The following is a 15,656-nucleotide window of genomic DNA, read 5'->3' as shown; positions in this document are numbered from 1 at the left end:
GTGCCGGCCGATCGGAGCTCTTGCCATTGTCCTGAGCCTAGGTCTTCCGGAGCCGCGTCGCGGATCGCTCTGCACCAAAGTCCGGTGTGCGGATTTCTTCCCGGTTGCGGCAGGATGCGGAACCAATCGGGGGATCGCGGGTATTACAGGTTAACACCGTGTATTCCACAACGCGCCGGAGAGTTATGCCGTCCCGTCACATTCGCACCGTTTCGCTGAGCCCCGAGCTGGACCGCTTCATCACAGACCTTGTGCGTTCGGGGCGCTATGCCAGCGCCAGTGAGGTCGTTCGCGAGGGGCTTCGCGCCCTGATGCCCGAAATGCAAAATGGTCAGGCCCATTCCCGTCACCCCGCGCGGGCTAATGCTGCCGAGAGAGGGACGGGACGCTCCGAGCTGCCGTCGCGCAAAACCGCGACGGACAGACGGGAGATAAAGGCATCGTGACAGCCAAGGGGGGCACGGCTAGCCGGGACAGTCTTCCCGACGTTCGGCACACCAACGGCAAGATGCAGGATCTGGTCGCCGGTCATGACTGGGCGCGTACGCCCGTCGGTCCGATGGAGCAATGGTCGCCGACGATGCGGGCGACCGTATCCTTGATCCTGCAATCGCCCACGGCGATGGCGACGATGTGGGGCGACGAAGGGATCATGATCTTTAACGACGGCTACGCAGAGGTTGCGGCCGACCGGTATCTCCGGATCCTTGGGCAGCCGGTGAAAGACGCATGGCCGGAGGCTTCGGCCTTTAACGGCAAAGTGATGCGAGCGGTGCTGTCGGGTCAAACCCTGTCTTACAAGGAGCAGGAATTTACGCTGTTGCGCAGCGGTGAGGAGCGCGAGGCTTGGTTCGATCTCGATTATTCCCCGGTAATCGACGAAGCGGGAAAAATCCTGGGCGTGCTCGCCGTCGTCACGGAGGTGACGGCGCAGGTACGGGCCGAGCGGCAGCTTGCCGACGAACATGACCGGTTGCGCCACATGTTCGAGAAATCGCCGGGTTTCATGGCGATGCTGCGGGGCCCCACGCATATTCTGGAAATTGCCAATGCGGCCTATCGCCAGCTGGTCGGCAATCGCGATGTCATTGGCAAAACGGTGTCCGAGGCGTTGCCGGAGGTTGGCGCACAGGGGTTCATCGACCTGCTGGATTCTGTCTATTCGTCCGGCGAAGCCTATATCGGGGAAGATACGCCGGTGCTCCTGCAGCGGGACGCAGGGCGCGCGCCGATCGTGGCGTATCTCAATTTCATCTATCAGCCGATCCGGGATAGCTATGGACGGGTGTCGGGCATCTTCGTCAGTGGCCACGACGTCAGCGACCAGCATCGTACGCAGGATCGCCTTCGCCTGGCGCAGCGCGCGGGGGGCATCGGGGCGTTCGAGTTGCACCCCAAATCGGGCAAGTTGACCGTGACGGAGGAATTCTGTCGCTTATGGGGGCTGGACGTCCGTGCCGAAATCGACATCGCGGAGGCCGCCGCCCTGGTTCACCCGGCAGACCGAAGCACGCTGGGTACGTTGCAGCCGATCATTCACGAGGGCGCGCTGGGCTATGCCGAATATCGCGTGCGTCGCGCCGATACGGGCGAGGAACGCTGGTTCGCGCGCCGCGCCGAAGCGCTGGAGGACGACGAGCAGGGGGTCATCCGTTTCGCAGGTGTGGTCTACGACGTGACCGATCGCAAGCGCAATGAGGAGGCGCTGCAGCAGTTGAACGAGACGCTGGAACAGCGCGTTGCCGAACAGTCGGCCGAGCGGAACCGGATGTGGCGCCTGTCCAACGACATGATGGTCGTCACCCGGTTCGACGGCAGCATCCAGGCCGCCAATCCCGCCTGCACCGAGCTGCTTGGGTGGGACGAGCCGGATTTGCTGGGGCAGGATATTCTGGATTTTGTTCACCCGGACGATCATCCCGTGGCCCAGCGGGAAATGGCGGCGCAGAGGGATGGCCAGAAGACCCTGAACGTTGAGATCCGCATGCTGCAGAAGGACGGTGGCCATCGCTGGGTTTCCTGGACGGCTGTGTCCGGTGACGGTCTCATTCACGCGATTGTGCGTGACATCCAGACCGAGAAAGAGGGCCAGCGCGCGCTGGAGCAGACGCAGGAAGCCTTGCGTCAGTCGCAAAAGATGGAGGCGATCGGCCAGCTGACCGGCGGAATTGCGCATGATTTCAACAATTTGTTGACCGTTGTTACCGGCAATATCGATATGGCGGTGCGCGCTCTCGATACCGCTGGGGTCGCCGAGGCGCGATCACGCCGTGCCCTGGAAAACGCGATGAAGGGGGCAGAGCGCGCCGCATCGCTGACGCACCGGTTGCTTGCCTTCTCCCGCCGTCAGCCGCTCGCACCCAAGGCGATCGACGTAGACCGGCTGGTGCTGGGCATGTCGGACATGTTGAGCCGGTCGCTGGGGGAGACGATCCGGCTGGAAATCGTCACGTCGCCGGGGTTGTGGCGGGTGGAGGCTGACCCGAACCAGCTCGAAAGCGCGCTGCTTAACCTTGCCGTAAATGCGCGGGACGCGATGCCCGATGGGGGAGAACTGGTCGTCGAGACCGCGAACGCCCGCATTGATGAGGCCTATACCGCGGTCCATGCCGAAGTCGCGGCCGGGCAATATGTCGTGATCGCCGTGACCGACAGCGGCCATGGCATGTCGCGCGAAACGGTCGCGCATGTGTTCGAACCTTTCTTCACGACCAAGGAAGTGGGCCGGGGCACGGGGCTGGGGCTGTCGATGGTCTATGGATTCGTCAAACAGTCCGGCGGCCATGTGAAAGTCTATTCCGAGGAAGGGAAGGGCACGACGGTCAAGATTTATCTGCCGCGCATGATGAATTCCCAGGGCGCGGACGACGAAGCGTCGAACGGCGCGTCGCTCGAAAAGTCGCAGCGGCGGGAGACAATTCTGGCGGTGGAAGACGATGACGACGTCCGCGCCTACACCGTCGAGTGTCTGCGCGATCTGGGCTACCGCGTGCTGGAGGCGCATGATGGGCCGTCGGCGCTGCGGCTGCTCAAACGACAGGCCGAGCCGATTGACCTGCTGTTTACCGACGTCGTGATGCCCGGCATGTCCGGCAACGAATTGGCCGAGGAGGCGCGCAAGATCCAGCCGAAACTGCGCATCCTCTACACCTCCGGCTATACCCGGAACGCCATGGTCAACGGCGGACGGCTGGAGCCGGGCGTGGAGATGATCGCCAAGCCGTTTACCTACGCCGCGCTGGGCCAGAAAGTGCGGGATCTGCTCGATATTGGGCGAACCGGTCGGCTGTTGCTGGTCGAGGCCGAACCCACCGTGCGCACGCTGACGGCGGAGGGGCTGCGCGGCGAAGGCTTTGCGGTGGAGGAGGCGGCCAACGCCGCCGAGGCGCTGGGCAAGGTACGGTCCGCGCAGGGGCGCTATGACGGCATCATCATCGACCAGAACCTGCCCGATCGGCGCGGTGACGCGCTCGTCGCGGAACTGCGCGCCATGCATGTCGATCTCCCGCTGCTGCTGGCCAGCAACGAGGATGTGGAGGCCTTGGCTTCGCGCTACGCCAACGATCCGTGTGCGGACGTGATTGCCAAACCCTATACCGCCAGCAGCCTGGCCGATACGCTCAACCGACTGGAGTGGCGCTGCGAGGGGAGCTGATCATTCCCTTCCCGGTCGCTGCGGCCGGGAAGGGGTTTGGTCCGTTATCCCGCCCGGTTGGCCACCAGATGATCGACCACGCTGGGATCCGCCAGCGTCGACGTGTCGCCCAGCGCCTGTGCCGAGACATCGCCTTCCGCAATCTTGCGCAGGATGCGGCGCATGATCTTGCCGGACCGGGTCTTGGGCAGGCCGGGCGCGAACTGGATGACATCGGGCGTGGCGATCGGCCCGATTTCCGTGCGGACCCATTGGGTGAGCGTCTTGCGCAGCGCGTCGTCCGGTTCCACCCCGACGTTGAGCGTCACATAGGCATAGATGCCCTGTCCCTTGATATCGTGCGGGAAACCAACGACCGCCGCTTCGGCGACGTCGGCGTGGAGGACGAGCGCGCTCTCGACCTCAGCCGTGCCCATGCGGTGGCCCGACACGTTGATGACGTCGTCGACGCGGCCGGTGATCCAGTAATAGCCATCCTCGTCGCGGCGGCACCCGTCGCCGGTGAAATATTTGCCCTTGTAGGTGGTGAAATAGGTCTGGAAGAAGCGGTCGTGATCGCCCCAGACGGTCCGCATCTGACCTGGCCAGCTGCCCGTGATGCAGAGATTGCCCTCGGTCGCGCCGTCGAGCACGGCCCCTTCGGCATCGACGATCTGCGGAGCGACACCGGGCATGGGTAATGTCGCGCTGCCCGGTTTCAGGGCGGTCGCGCCGGGCATCGGGGCGATCATCGCGCCGCCGGTCTCGGTCTGCCACCAGGTGTCGATGATCGGGCAGCGGTCCTCGCCCACGACATGATGATACCAGCGCCACGCCTCCGGGTTGATCGGCTCGCCCACCGTTCCGAGCAGGCGCAGGGATTTGCGCGAGGTGGCCTTCACATAATCGTCGCCCTCCCGCATCAGTGCGCGCAGTGCCGTGGGAGCGGTGAACACGGTGTGCACCTGATGCCGGTCGATCACTTCCCAGATGCGCGAGGGCGTCGGCCAGTTCGGCACGCCTTCGTACATCAGCGTCGTTCCGCCGTTCGCGAGCGGGCCATAGACGATATAGGTGTGGCCGGTGACCCAGCCGATATCGGCGGCGCACCACCAGATGTCGCCGGGGCGGTAATCGAAGCACAATTCGTGAGTCAGGCTCGCCCACAGCAGATAGCCGCCGGTGGTGTGGAGCACGCCCTTGGGCTTGCCGGTCGAGCCGGAGGTGTAGAGGATGAACAGCGGATCTTCCGCATTCATCGGTTCGGGCGGGCAGTCGGCGCTGACGGTTTCCGCAGCCTCGTCCAGCCAGATGTCGCGGCCATCGGTCATGTTCACAGCGCCGCCGGTAGCGCGCACGACGACAACCTGTTTGACGCCCGGACATTCGGCGAGCGCGGCGTCGACATTGGCCTTGAGCGGAACGGTCTTCCCGGCGCGGCGGCCTTCATCGGCGGTGACGACGAACTTGGAATCGCAGTCGATGATGCGTCCGGCCAGCGCTTCGGGAGAGAAGCCGCCGAACACGACGCTGTGGATCGCGCCGATGCGCGCGCAGGCGAGGAGGGCGAAGGCGGCCTCCGGGATCATCGGCATATAGAGGGTGATGCGGTCGCCCTTTTTCGCGCCCGCGCTTTTCAGCACATTGGCGAAACGGCAGACTTCGGCATGAAGCCGCGCATAGGTGTAGTGGCGGGGTTCTTCGGACGGATCGTCGCCTTCCCAGAGGATCGCGACCTGATCCGCGCGGGTGGCGAGATGGCGATCGATGCAGTTGGCGGAGACGTTGAGGACACCATCCTCGAACCATTTGATACCGAAATCGGCTTCGTCAAAGCTCCAGTTTCCCGCCTTGGTCGGTGCCTTGATCCAGTCCAGCCGTTGTGCGCGTTCCAGCCAATAGGCGTCGGGTTCTGTCAGTGAGCGGGCGTGGTCGGCGGCGCGGCTTTGCTGGTTCATGCGGGCGTTCGCAGCCCAGGTAGCGGGGACGGGGAACAGATCGTCAGTCATTGCCTCTCCTGAAATGATTTCCGACATTAATAGCGCAGTCGTGCGCCGATCCAAAGAGTTCGTGGTGAACCTAAATCGCGCGAGCCGCCCGCATTTCGGGTATCAATGGTTGCGTCAAAGATGTTTTCCGCCCGGGCGACAAGCATGATGTGGCGACCCAGCGGCCATTGGGCGAGGGCATCCACCGTCAGCGCGTCGCGCAGGACATCGGTTTGCAGGTCGTCCTCATATTGCCGCCCGGTATAACGGATCGTGCCCGACAGGCCGGGCCGGGTTTCCGGCAGCCAGGAGAGAGTGGCACTCGCGGTGTGACGCGGGCTTTGCGCGGGGACGAGGCCGTCGAACGGCATGCCGGGCGCCTTCACCCGGCTGTGGCTGTAGGCATAGGCGGCGGACAGCGACCAGTCACCGCGCCGCGCGCTGGCGGTCAGCTCGATGCCCTTGGCGATGATCGCGTCGATGTTCTGGCGCTGGCGGGTAATCGTGACGTTGGCGCCGCTCGTCACGCTGCTGAGCGTGACGTTGCCGACCGCGTTGTCGAGGCGGTTGTAGAACGCCGTTGCGGCAAAGTGCACATCGGGCAGAGGGGAGAGATCCATGCCGACTTCCGCGCCCTTGAGCTTTTCGGGAGCCAGCGCGGCATTCGCGTCGGTGGCGACGGTCGTGCGGCCGCCATTGCTGTTCGCTGCGACCAGCGAGAAGGGGCGGTACAGCTCGTTCAGGGTTGGCAGGCGGTAGCCGGTATAACCCGCCGCACGCAGGCTGATGCCATCGGAAACGTGGAACAGCGCTCCGGCGCGGAACGAGCCCTCCCAGGCGTCGCGATCAGGGAAACGAGTCACGGTGGATGTCGATCCGCTGGCGTTTTGCGTCACGAAGCGGCCGTTTGTGATCGTCCAGCGGTCGATGCGGGCTCCGCCGGTCAGCACAAGCGCGCCCAGCGTCCAGTCGTCCTCGACAAACAGGCCGCTGGTCGACTGCCGCCCATGGGCGCGGCGATGGCCGGTTACGGCGCCGGTCGCGGCGTTGAAGCTGTCCTCGTACATATCCCCCTGCGCGAGGCGCGTGTCGAGCCCGATGCGCAGCACATGGGCATCACCCACGGGCGGACGCAGTTCGAACTTGCCGCCGATGCCGGTGGAGGGCGTGTTGCGCTGGTCGAGCGAGGGGCGGAAGGTCGTGGCGCTGATGACGACATTATCGAAATTGCGCGCCTGAATATAGGCGAGCGCATCGACCTGCCACCGGCCGCGCGCGAGGATGCGGACGCTCGCATCCTGGCCCTCGCTGCCGCTGTCCGCCCCGGCAAAGCGCAGCGTGCGGTTATCGCGGAACAGCAGGGCGCGGGCCTGCATCTCGACATTGGGGCTGATCGGCGCGACGGCGCGCAGGCCGACGCTCCACCCATCATAGCGCGCAGGGACCGTTGCCGCCGTGCGCTGATCGGCGGGCGTGGTGTTGAAGCCGTCGCCGCGATCCCACCGGCCCGAGAGCGTGACCATACCGCCGCCCAGATCCTGCGTCAGGGTTGCGGACAATTCGGTCGCATCATCGCTGCCGTAAAAGGCGCTGGCCGAAAGGTCGGGAAGGTCGGCGCGGGTGGCGCTGCCCAGTTCGATGGTGCCGGCGACCGCGCCCGCGCCGAACGCTCCGACCCCGCCGCCGCGCGTCACACGGGCAAAGGCGAGGCGCTCGGGCACGATTGCGCTGAACGGGATATAGCCGAAGAACGGATCGGCCATCGGCACGCCGTCCAGCAGGACGAGCGTGCGGCTCGACGCGTTGCCGCCCAGCGCGCGCAGGGTTGCTCCCTGTGCCGAAGGATTGGCGGAGCGACTGTCCGAGCGGCGGAACTGTTGAAACCCGGCGACATCGCGCAGTGCATCCTCGATCCGCCCCGACGCAGTCGCGGTCAGGCGGTCGCGGTCGATCCGTACCGATCCGTAAGCGGGCGTTCCGGGCGGATCGCGAAGCGGCGTGCCGATGACAACGATCGGGCTGTCCGCAGGAGGGGCGGCCTGCGCCCATCCCTGTGCGGGCGCGAGGAGGGCAGGCATGAGCCAGAACAGGCGGGAGGACGGACGCAGCATCGCGCCGCCCTAGCCAAAGCAGTTCGTGACGCCAATCGAAATCCGTTACGGCCTCCAACTCCTTGCGCCATATCAATGATTTTTGGCGATCCGCTCTTAGACTCAGTTTCATGGCGCGCTGGCGGAAGGTCCGCCCACGCCCTTCATGAAGGGAGACGCATCGTGAAATCCATTTTGCTTCATGTGCATGACGACAGCGGATTCGACCATCGGCTGCAGATTGCGCTCGACATCGCGCGGACATTCGGCGCGCACCTGCATTGCCTGCAGGTCAGCCCCATTCAGGGCTATGGCAGTTTCGCGGCGGTCGATGGCATCTACGCCGCCGGGATCGTGCTGGAAGAACTGCACGCAATCGACAGCGCTGTTCGCGAGCGGATCGAGGCGAAGCTTCAGGGCGAAGATGTCGCATGGTCGTGGCGCAGCATCGACGGCGATGTGGTGCAGGAGTTGATCCGGTGCGCCGCGCTCGCGGATCTGGTGATTCTGGGGCAGGGGCGGCCCGCCGGTCCCGCCGAGGAAGGGCTGACGCCGCTCGCAATTGTCGAGGACGTATCGGTCGCGGTGCACTGCGGCGTGCTTGCTGTGCCGGTCGGGTGTCGGCGGCTGGACCTGTCCGCGCCGATCGTCGTCGGGTGGAACGGATCGATCCAGGCGGCGCACGCGCTGCGGCAGGCGGTGCCGATCCTCCGGCGTTCGAGTGCCGTGCACATCGTCTCCGTGGGTGACGATACGACGGATTTCCCGCAATTGAGCGCCAGCACCTATTGCGCGCGCCACGGCGTAAAGACCGAGCTGCATGTCCTGCCGGGCAAGGTGAACCGCGCGGACGATGTTCTTGCCCGGTTTGCGGCGCAAATTGGCGCGGGGGCGATCGTGATGGGTGCGTTCGGCCGCTCGCGGCTGCGCGAGGCGGTGCTGGGGGGCACCACTCGCGCGCTGCTCGACACCAGTGCGATCCCGCTGCTGCTGGGTCACTGAGGAAGCAGGACCATGCCGCGCCAAGCAAGAGACAAGCCGCCCTAAGGGCTTATCGGTTCCGTCCGGGCGTCGTCGGACAGTCGGGCACAGCTGGACGCGCCCGGGCGGAAACGCGGCACCGCCTGATCGTCAGGCCGCCATCGCGATGTTCTGGAGTCGAGCGCGATCCTGAATGACGACGTGACGACGGTCGGGCAGGGCGATGAGCCCCTCGCCCTTCAGGCGGCTCAGCTGGCGGCTGACGGTCTCGATCGTGAGGCCGAGCAGGTCGCCGATCTGCTGCCGGTCGAGCGGAAGCTCGAAGCGGTCGAGCACCATGCTGTCATGGGCGCACCCGCCCGCTTGCAAACGTGTCGACAGCTCAAGCAACAGCGACGCGATACGCTCGCTGGCTGATTTCTTGCCGAGCAGGAGCATCCATTCGCGTGCGCGGTCGAGCTCGCCCAGCGTGTGCTGGAGCAGCCGGTGTTCGAGGTCGGGATGCTGAAGGGCGAATTTCTCGAAGCTCGAACGGGTGAAAATACACAGTTCCGCGTCGGTTAAAGCGGTGACGCTGTAGGGGCTTTCCTGTCCGAACGGGCGGCCGATGAAATCCGACGGAAAGACGATGCCGACGATCTGTTCGCGCCCATCGGGCATCGACATCGATGCCTTGAGAACGCCGTCGATGACATTGGCGACGACCAGCGCTTCGTCACCTTCCCACACGATCGTCTGGCCGCGCCGCACGATCTGGTTGCGCCCGAGCGAGCCGAGCGCCGCCAGCTCATCCGGGGTCAACCCCCCACAAATGGCGCGGTTGCGCACGACACATTCGGTGCAATCCTTCATGTTCCGCGATCTAGCAGGGTAATACAGGCAAGGGAAGAGGCGCGTCGGCGGGGGAGCGCTGCGCTTGTGTTGGTGCGGGGGGGTGTCTATGCCATGACCCATGGCCGAGCTTTTCCTCTCCGCTTTCATTACGTTGTTCGTGGTGATCGATCCGCCCGGATGCATGCCGATCTACGCCAGCATCACGCGCGGCGCATCGGTTGCACAGCGCCGTGCGATGGCGATCCGCGCGGTCTTCATCGCCATGGCGATCCTGCTGCTGTTCGGGCTGTTCGGCAAACAGCTGCTCCATGCTCTCGGCATCGACCTCGACAGCTTTCGCATTGCGGGGGGGATCATGCTGTTCCTGATCGCGCTGGAAATGGTGTTCGAAAAGCGCACCCAGCGGCGCGAGGATCGGGCGCAGAAAATCATCGAAACCCCCGAGGTGGAGGATGTGTCGGTGTTCCCGATGGCGATGCCGATGATCGCCGGGCCGGGATCGATCACCAGTATCATGCTGCTGATGGCGCAGGCGGTCGGGACGGAGCAGCGCATTGTCGTGCTCAGCGCGATGGTCGGCGTGCTCGCATTGCTGCTCGCCGCTTTGCTGCTGGCCGGACCGCTGATGGCGCTGCTGGGCGAGAAGATCGAGGCGGTCATTTCCCGCCTGCTCGGGGTGTTGCTCGCGGCGATGGCGGTGCAGTTCGTGATCGACGGGCTGAACGGGAGCTTTTAGGCCGACGAAGCCGGGCGCGAAACGAAGGCGCCCTGCGCGCGGTCTTTGACCACCGCGTCCGCACGGAATACCGATCCGTTCATGGTGATATAGAGTCCCGGAGCGGCGGTCTGGGCGGCAGCAAAAGCCATCCCGATGTTGAACATGGCGTCGCTTTCCTGAAACCGGGCAGGCGCCAGCGCGCCGACCAGCACAATGGTCTTGTCCTGGATACCACCCAGTGCCTGCGCTGTGGTCGTCATCGTGTCGGTGCCATGGGTGATGACAATGTGCCGCTCGTCCGCGGCGGCGACGTGGTCCCGGATGTCGGCGCGATCGCCATCGGTCAGATCGAGGCTGTCTTTCCGGAACATCTGTTCCACGCGATAGGGGTGCCGCACGAGCGCGGTATCCAGAATCTTCGGGATGACCGAGTCAACGATCTGGTACGCGCTCAGTGCGTCAAAATAGGCTTTGTCGATCGTGCCGCCCGTCGTGAGGATGAGAATGGGGTTCTGCGACATGTGGTGCTCCGTCCGTGCCATGGCGCCCGCCGGCAGGGCGACGCCATGGCCTTGTAACAGGACTAGGATGCCCGGGCGACGTCGCCTTCGCTGACCGGGACGATACGGATTTCGACACGACGGTTGGCGGCCTTGCCGTCGGCGGTCGTGTTGTCGGCAACCGGCTGGGTCTCGCCGAAGCCGCGCGTGGCGAGGCGGGCGGACTGGACGCCGTGGCTGGAGAGATATCCGGCCACCGACTGCGCGCGCCGTTCGGACAGGCCCTGGTTATAGGCATCCGATCCATCGCTGTCGGTGTGGCCGTACACGTCGATATAGGTCTTGGGATATTGGGACAGGGTAGAAGCGACCTGATCCAGTGTCGGACGGAATTGCGGCTGCACATTGGCGTCGTCGGTGGCGAAGGTGATACCCGAGGGCATACGCAGCAGCAGATTGTCACCGTCGCGAATCACATCGACGCCGGTCCCGGCGGTCTGTTCCCGCAGCTTGCGTTCCTGCGCATCCATGTACGCGCCGATGCCCGCACCTGCGACCGCGCCAATGCCTGCGCCCAGGATCTTTTCCGTCCGGTCGTTGCGGCCGCCCACCACGTCGCCCAGCAGATAGCCACCCAGTGCGCCGCCGATCCCGCCGATTGCCGCCTTGGAAATGGTGCGACGGCCGGTGTCCGGATCGGTGGTGCACGCGGCGGTGGCAGCGAGAGCGGCAAGCGCGATCCCTGCGCTCAGGCGGCGGGAGAGAGTCAGCATTGAGTGTTCCTTTTCGGCTGTTGTCCGTTCCGGTCGAGCATTCGACAGCCCCAAAGGTTCCATTCGTCGCATGAACGGACGCTGATTGTTCTGTTGTGAAATTGACAGAAGCAGGGCATGAAGAGCGCGCGCCATGACCGACGTACCCCCTTTAGCCCCGTTCCCCTGGATCGACATTTTCATCATCCTCGGGCTGATTGCGCTGAACGGCGTGTTCGCGATGTCGGAATTGGCGATCGTGTCGGCCCGCAAACCCCGATTGCAGGCGGCGGAAAAGGCGGGGAAGGGCGGCGCGACCGCTGCGTTGCAGCTGGGGGCGGACCCGGGCAAATTCCTTTCGACCGTGCAGATCGGTATCACGCTGATCGGGATTCTCGCGGGCGCCTATTCAGGGTCGAGCCTGGGCAAGCCGGTGGGCGACCGGTTGGCGCTGCTGGGTTTGGAGGCGGAGACCGCGGCAACCATGGGTTTCGTGCTCGTCATCGGGCTGACGACCTACGCTTCGCTCATCATCGGCGAGCTGGTGCCCAAGCAATTTGCCCTGCGTGCGCCCGAGCCGATTGCGATGGTGATGGCGCGACCGATGCTCTGGCTGTCCTGGATCACTGCGCCGCTCGGCTGGCTGTTGGACGGATCGAGCGCGCTGATCTTCCGCGCGCTGCGCATGAACCGCGAAAATGAGGCGCATGTGACGGCGGAGGAGCTGCACCTGATCGTTGCCGAAGCGAGCAAGTCCGGCGTTATCGAGGAGAGCGAACGCGCGATTATTTCCGGCGTGGTGCGGCTTGCCGATCGGCCCGTGCGCGAAGTCATGACGCCGCGCATGGAGGTCGACTGGATCGACGCGGACGCGGATATTCGCACGGTGCGCGCCTGCCTGCTGGATACGCCGCACACACGCCTGCCCGTCGGGCAGGGGTCGGTGGAGGAGATCATCGGTATCGTCCAGTCGCGCGACATCATGTCCGCGCTGCTCAAACGGCAGAAGATCGACGTGCGCGCGCTGATGCGCCCGGTCGCGGTCGTCCCCGATCAGGTCGACGCGATGGATGCGCTCGAAGTGCTGCGCCGATCCGACGTGCCGATGGTGATGGTCCATGACGAATATGGCCATTTCGAGGGGATCGTCACGCCGGCCGACCTGCTGTCCGCGATTGCCGGGCAGTTCGCGTCGGATGCGGATCTTTACGATGAACCCGATCTGGTCGAGCGTGAGGACGGCAGCCTGCTGGTGTCCGGGCAGATGGCGATCGACATGCTGGCCGAGCGGATCGGCATCGACCTACCCGAAGAGCGCGATTATGCGACCGTCGCGGGCCACGCGCTGTGGCGGCTGAAGCATTTGCCGGAAATCGGCGAATATTTCGACGATCAAGGCTGGCGGTTCGAGATCGTCGATATGGACGGGCGCAAGATTGACAAGCTGCTGGTGTCGGCGCGGGGATAACGAAATCTCCCCTCCCCTTCAGGGGGCAGGGGGTGGGGTAGACGCCCCGCAGGTCAGCGCCCGGATCAGCACCGCCCCAACCCTTCGTCCCAAGAGGAGGGGCTATCAGTACCGGTCGGGATGAGGGCTCAAAGCCCCGCTTCGACCCTCAGCGCCTTCAAATCCGCTTCCGGTCGCGCGCCGTAATGGCTGATCACTTCGGCGGCGGCCAGCGCCCCGAGTTTGAGGCAGTTTTCGACCTCCTTGCCCTCGACATAGGCGGCGAGGAAGCCAGCCGCGAACAGGTCGCCCGCGCCGGTGGTGTCGATCACTTCGTTCACCGGGGCGGCGGGTACGGCGGTTTGCTGCCCATCGACGATCGCGATCGCGCCCTTTTCGCTGCGGGTCGAAACCAGCAGCTTCACCTTGGGGGCAATGGCCGCAACGGCGGCGTCGAACCCGTCGACCTGGGCCAGCGCCTGAATCTCGTTCTCGTTGGAGAAGAGAATATCGATCTGTCCGGCATCAATCAGCGCGTTGAAGTCATCGCGGTGGCGGTCGATCACAAAAGTGTCGGAGAGCGTGAAGGCGACCATCCGACCCGCATCGCGCGCGGCGGCAATGGCGGCGCGCATCGCGGCGCGCGGCTCTTCGGGATCCCACAGATAGCCTTCGAGATAGAGGATGCGGGCGGACGCGATCAGGGCCGTGTCGATGGCGGCGGCGGGCAGATATTGCGAGGCGCCGAGGAAGGTGTTCATCGTGCGCTGCGCATCCGGCGTCACCAGCACGAGGCAGCGGGCGGTCGGCGGATCGCTGCGCGCAGGCGTGTCGAACGTGATGCCGAGCGCGCGGATGTCGTGCGTGAATACTGTGCCGAGCGTGTCGCTGGCTACCTGGCCGATGAAGCCGCACGCCCCGCCCAGCGCCGCGATCCCAGCGAGCGTGTTGGCGGCCGATCCGCCGCTCATCTCGATCGCCGTGCCCATTTCCGCATAAAGGGACGTCGCGGTTTCGGCGTCGATCAGTTGCATGCCGCCCTTGACGAGGGCTTGGCTCGCGAGAAAGGCGTCGTCGCTGCGGGCGATGACATCGACAATCGCGTTGCCGATGGCGACGACATCAAGGGTAGGCTGGGACACGGCAAAACCTTTCGGACAGCGGACGGGCAAAGCGGACTGGCGCTGTCCCTACCCACCGCGCCGCGCGTGTGCAACCGGGCAATTGACGGGGCTGCGTAACGGGTGAATAGGCAGGGTATGAAAGGCATCGAAACGTTCGGTACGCGCGGGGTTGCGCTGGGGGTGCTTGGCGCGTGCGCGCTGGCGTTATCAGGCTGCGGGGAAACCGGCCCGGGTCCGGCATCCGCGTCCACCCGCACGCAGGTCATGGCATCACAGTACGGGGCGGCGCCCGCGCCGTTGATGGGTCTGGATGCCAGGAAGCTGGTCGCTCTGTTCGGTGCGCCGCGGCTCGACATCCGCGACCGGACGGTGCGCAAGTTGCAGTTCACCACGGGGCGCTGTGTGATCGACACCTATCTCTATGCGCCCGCCAAGGGAAAAGAGCCGCAGGTCACGCATGTCGACAGCCGCCTGCCCACCGGCGAGGATGTGGAACTGGCAAAGTGTGAGGTTCCAGGAAAGTAGCGCCTATGGGGCGAACGTCAGCCGATCGAGCGCCCACATCGCGGCTTCCTGCACGACATCGTTTTCATCCTTGAGCAGCGCGGTAAGCGCGGGGCGCAGGGAAGCGTCGCCGCTGTTGCCGGCCGCAATCGCGGCGTTGCGCACCATCCGGTCGCGACCGATGCGCTTGATCGGCGATCCGGCGAACACCTCGCGAAAGCCCGCATCGTCGAGTTTCAGCAGGTCGGCGAGTGCGGGCGCCGCCAGTTCGGCCCGCCCGACAAATTCGCGGTTCGCCTGCGCCGCGCTGGCGAACTTGTTCCACGGGCATACGGCGAGGCAGTCGTCGCAGCCATAGACATGGTTACCGATCCCGGCGCGCAGGTCGTGCGGGATCGGGCCTTTGTGTTCGATGGTGAGGTAGGAAATGCACCGCCGCGCGTCGAGCCGATAGGGCGCGATGAACGCATCCGTGGGGCAGGCGCTCTGGCAGGCGGTGCAGCGGCCGCAGCGGTCCTGCGCGGGGGCACTGGGAGCAAGGGACGCGCTGGTGTAGATCGCGCCGAGAAACAGCCAGCTCCCGTGGGTACGGCTGACGATGTTGCTGTGCTTGCCCTGCCAGCCAATCCCGGCAGCTTCGGCGAGGGGCTTTTCCATCACCGGAGCGGTATCGACGAACACTTTGAGCGCACCCGAGCCGTTGTCGACCATCCAGCGAGCGAGCGCCTTTAGCGCCTTCTTGACGACATCATGATAATCGCGGCCCTGCGCGTAGACGGAAATGCGGCCCCGATCCGGTACGTCGGCCAGCGCCATCGGGTCGTGTGCGGAGGCATAGCTCATCCCGAGCATGATCACCGAACGCACATCGCTCCACAGGGCGGTGGGGCTGGCGCGCTGGTCGGCCCGTTCCTCCATCCACAGCATATCGCCATGACAGCCCGCGTCGAGCCACGCGCGCAGGCGCTCGCCAGCGAGCGGCGTGGCGTCGGCATCGCAGATCCCCAGCGCGACAAATCCCAGCTCGTCGGCTTTTGCGCGCAATAGGGTGTCGAAATCCGGCTTCATCGTCATTATGTGGGGT

At 65.1% G+C, this 15,656-nt stretch carries 13 protein-coding genes; 6 read left to right on the top strand and 7 right to left on the bottom strand.

Going from position 1 to position 15,656, the window contains the following annotated elements; all coding sequences use genetic code 11:
- The first annotated feature begins 185 nt into the window (after positions 1–185).
- Together FHS92_RS11610 and FHS92_RS11605 are read left to right on the top strand one after the other, a co-directional pair.
- The gene (locus FHS92_RS11610; RefSeq protein ID WP_184080762.1) at positions 186–446 is read left to right on the top strand and encodes a type II toxin-antitoxin system ParD family antitoxin; all 261 of its coding nucleotides are present in this window, start codon (positions 186–188) and stop codon (positions 444–446) included.
- Complete coding sequence (locus FHS92_RS11605) at positions 443–3,655, top strand: PAS domain S-box protein (protein WP_184080760.1); 3,213 nt, start codon at positions 443–445, stop codon at positions 3,653–3,655. Before FHS92_RS11610 ends, FHS92_RS11605 begins: the two co-directional genes overlap by 4 nt.
- A 44-nt stretch (positions 3,656–3,699) precedes the next feature.
- Here FHS92_RS11605 and acs read toward each other — a convergent pair whose 3' ends face one another.
- Together acs and FHS92_RS11595 are read right to left on the bottom strand one after the other, a co-directional pair.
- On the bottom strand, positions 3,700–5,643 hold the full coding sequence (acs, locus tag FHS92_RS11600; RefSeq protein ID WP_184080758.1) for an acetate--CoA ligase: 1,944 nt from the start codon (positions 5,641–5,643) through the stop codon (positions 3,700–3,702).
- A gap of 26 nt (positions 5,644–5,669) precedes the next feature.
- Complete coding sequence (locus FHS92_RS11595) at positions 5,670–7,733, bottom strand: TonB-dependent receptor plug domain-containing protein (protein ID WP_425506249.1); 2,064 nt, start codon at positions 7,731–7,733, stop codon at positions 5,670–5,672.
- A 162-nt stretch (positions 7,734–7,895) separates the two neighbouring features.
- Between FHS92_RS11595 and FHS92_RS11590 the strand changes: the two genes are divergently transcribed.
- Positions 7,896–8,714, top strand: a complete 819-nt coding sequence (locus tag FHS92_RS11590) for a universal stress protein (protein ID WP_184080756.1) — start codon at positions 7,896–7,898, stop codon at positions 8,712–8,714.
- Between the two features lie 129 nt (positions 8,715–8,843).
- Here FHS92_RS11590 and FHS92_RS11585 read toward each other — a convergent pair whose 3' ends face one another.
- A complete protein-coding gene (locus tag FHS92_RS11585; RefSeq protein ID WP_184080754.1) occupies positions 8,844–9,545 on the bottom strand; it encodes a Crp/Fnr family transcriptional regulator in 702 nt (233 codons plus the stop codon).
- Positions 9,546–9,645: 100 nt separating this feature from the next.
- Here FHS92_RS11585 and FHS92_RS11580 point away from each other — a divergent pair, with 100 nt between their 5' ends.
- The gene (locus FHS92_RS11580) at positions 9,646–10,263 is read left to right on the top strand and encodes a MarC family protein (protein WP_184080752.1); all 618 of its coding nucleotides are present in this window, start codon (positions 9,646–9,648) and stop codon (positions 10,261–10,263) included.
- Here the strand turns inward: FHS92_RS11580 and FHS92_RS11575 are convergent.
- Together FHS92_RS11575 and FHS92_RS11570 are read right to left on the bottom strand one after the other, a co-directional pair.
- Positions 10,260–10,766 carry an asparaginase domain-containing protein gene (locus tag FHS92_RS11575; protein ID WP_184080750.1) on the bottom strand — a complete coding sequence of 169 codons (507 nt, stop codon included), beginning with the start codon at positions 10,764–10,766 and terminating at the stop codon, positions 10,260–10,262. The genes FHS92_RS11580 and FHS92_RS11575 overlap by 4 nt on opposite strands.
- 62 nt (positions 10,767–10,828) lie before the next feature.
- Entirely contained in the window at positions 10,829–11,518 is a 690-nt protein-coding gene (locus tag FHS92_RS11570) for a YiaD family glycine zipper/OmpA-like lipoprotein (protein ID WP_184080748.1), read from the bottom strand.
- A 133-nt stretch (positions 11,519–11,651) separates the two neighbouring features.
- Here FHS92_RS11570 and FHS92_RS11565 point away from each other — a divergent pair, with 133 nt between their 5' ends.
- The gene (locus tag FHS92_RS11565; protein ID WP_184080746.1) at positions 11,652–12,965 is read left to right on the top strand and encodes a hemolysin family protein; all 1,314 of its coding nucleotides are present in this window, start codon (positions 11,652–11,654) and stop codon (positions 12,963–12,965) included.
- A gap of 128 nt (positions 12,966–13,093) precedes the next feature.
- Here FHS92_RS11565 and FHS92_RS11560 read toward each other — a convergent pair whose 3' ends face one another.
- A complete protein-coding gene (locus tag FHS92_RS11560; RefSeq protein WP_184080744.1) occupies positions 13,094–14,086 on the bottom strand; it encodes a PfkB family carbohydrate kinase in 993 nt (330 codons plus the stop codon).
- Between the two features lie 117 nt (positions 14,087–14,203).
- On the opposite strand from FHS92_RS11560, the gene FHS92_RS11555 reads away from it, so the two are divergent.
- Positions 14,204–14,593 (top strand): hypothetical protein, encoded by a 390-nt coding sequence (locus FHS92_RS11555; protein ID WP_184080743.1) that lies wholly within the window; start codon positions 14,204–14,206, stop codon positions 14,591–14,593.
- A gap of 3 nt (positions 14,594–14,596) precedes the next feature.
- Here FHS92_RS11555 and queG read toward each other — a convergent pair whose 3' ends face one another.
- Positions 14,597–15,640, bottom strand: coding sequence for a tRNA epoxyqueuosine(34) reductase QueG (queG, locus tag FHS92_RS11550; RefSeq protein WP_184080962.1), 1,044 nt, complete (start codon positions 15,638–15,640; stop codon positions 14,597–14,599).
- Positions 15,641–15,656: the final 16 nt, after the last annotated feature.

Origin of the sequence: Sphingobium subterraneum (genome assembly GCF_014199435.1) — a bacterium.
In the GTDB taxonomy this organism is placed as follows: Bacteria; Pseudomonadota; Alphaproteobacteria; order Sphingomonadales; family Sphingomonadaceae; genus Sphingobium; species Sphingobium subterraneum.
Note: the sequence above shows the minus strand (reverse complement) of the source record. Positions and strands in the feature narration are given on the sequence as shown.

Bases quoted from the DNA above. Each gene is read 5' to 3' on its own strand.
- FHS92_RS11610 (WP_184080762.1), top strand. From the start codon at position 186: ATGCCGTCCCGTCACATTCGCACCGTTTCGCTGAGCCCCGAGCTGGAC.
- acs (WP_184080758.1), bottom strand. From the start codon at position 5,643: ATGACTGACGATCTGTTCCCCGTCCCCGCTACCTGGGCTGCGAACGCC.
- FHS92_RS11595 (WP_425506249.1), bottom strand. From the start codon at position 7,733: ATGCTGCGTCCGTCCTCCCGCCTGTTCTGGCTCATGCCTGCCCTCCTC.
- FHS92_RS11585 (WP_184080754.1), bottom strand. From the start codon at position 9,545: ATGAAGGATTGCACCGAATGTGTCGTGCGCAACCGCGCCATTTGTGGG.
- FHS92_RS11580 (WP_184080752.1), top strand. From the start codon at position 9,646: ATGGCCGAGCTTTTCCTCTCCGCTTTCATTACGTTGTTCGTGGTGATC.
- FHS92_RS11575 (WP_184080750.1), bottom strand. From the start codon at position 10,766: ATGTCGCAGAACCCCATTCTCATCCTCACGACGGGCGGCACGATCGAC.
- FHS92_RS11570 (WP_184080748.1), bottom strand. From the start codon at position 11,518: ATGCTGACTCTCTCCCGCCGCCTGAGCGCAGGGATCGCGCTTGCCGCT.
- FHS92_RS11565 (WP_184080746.1), top strand. From the start codon at position 11,652: ATGACCGACGTACCCCCTTTAGCCCCGTTCCCCTGGATCGACATTTTC.
- FHS92_RS11555 (WP_184080743.1), top strand. From the start codon at position 14,204: ATGAAAGGCATCGAAACGTTCGGTACGCGCGGGGTTGCGCTGGGGGTG.
- queG (WP_184080962.1), bottom strand. From the start codon at position 15,640: ATGAAGCCGGATTTCGACACCCTATTGCGCGCAAAAGCCGACGAGCTG.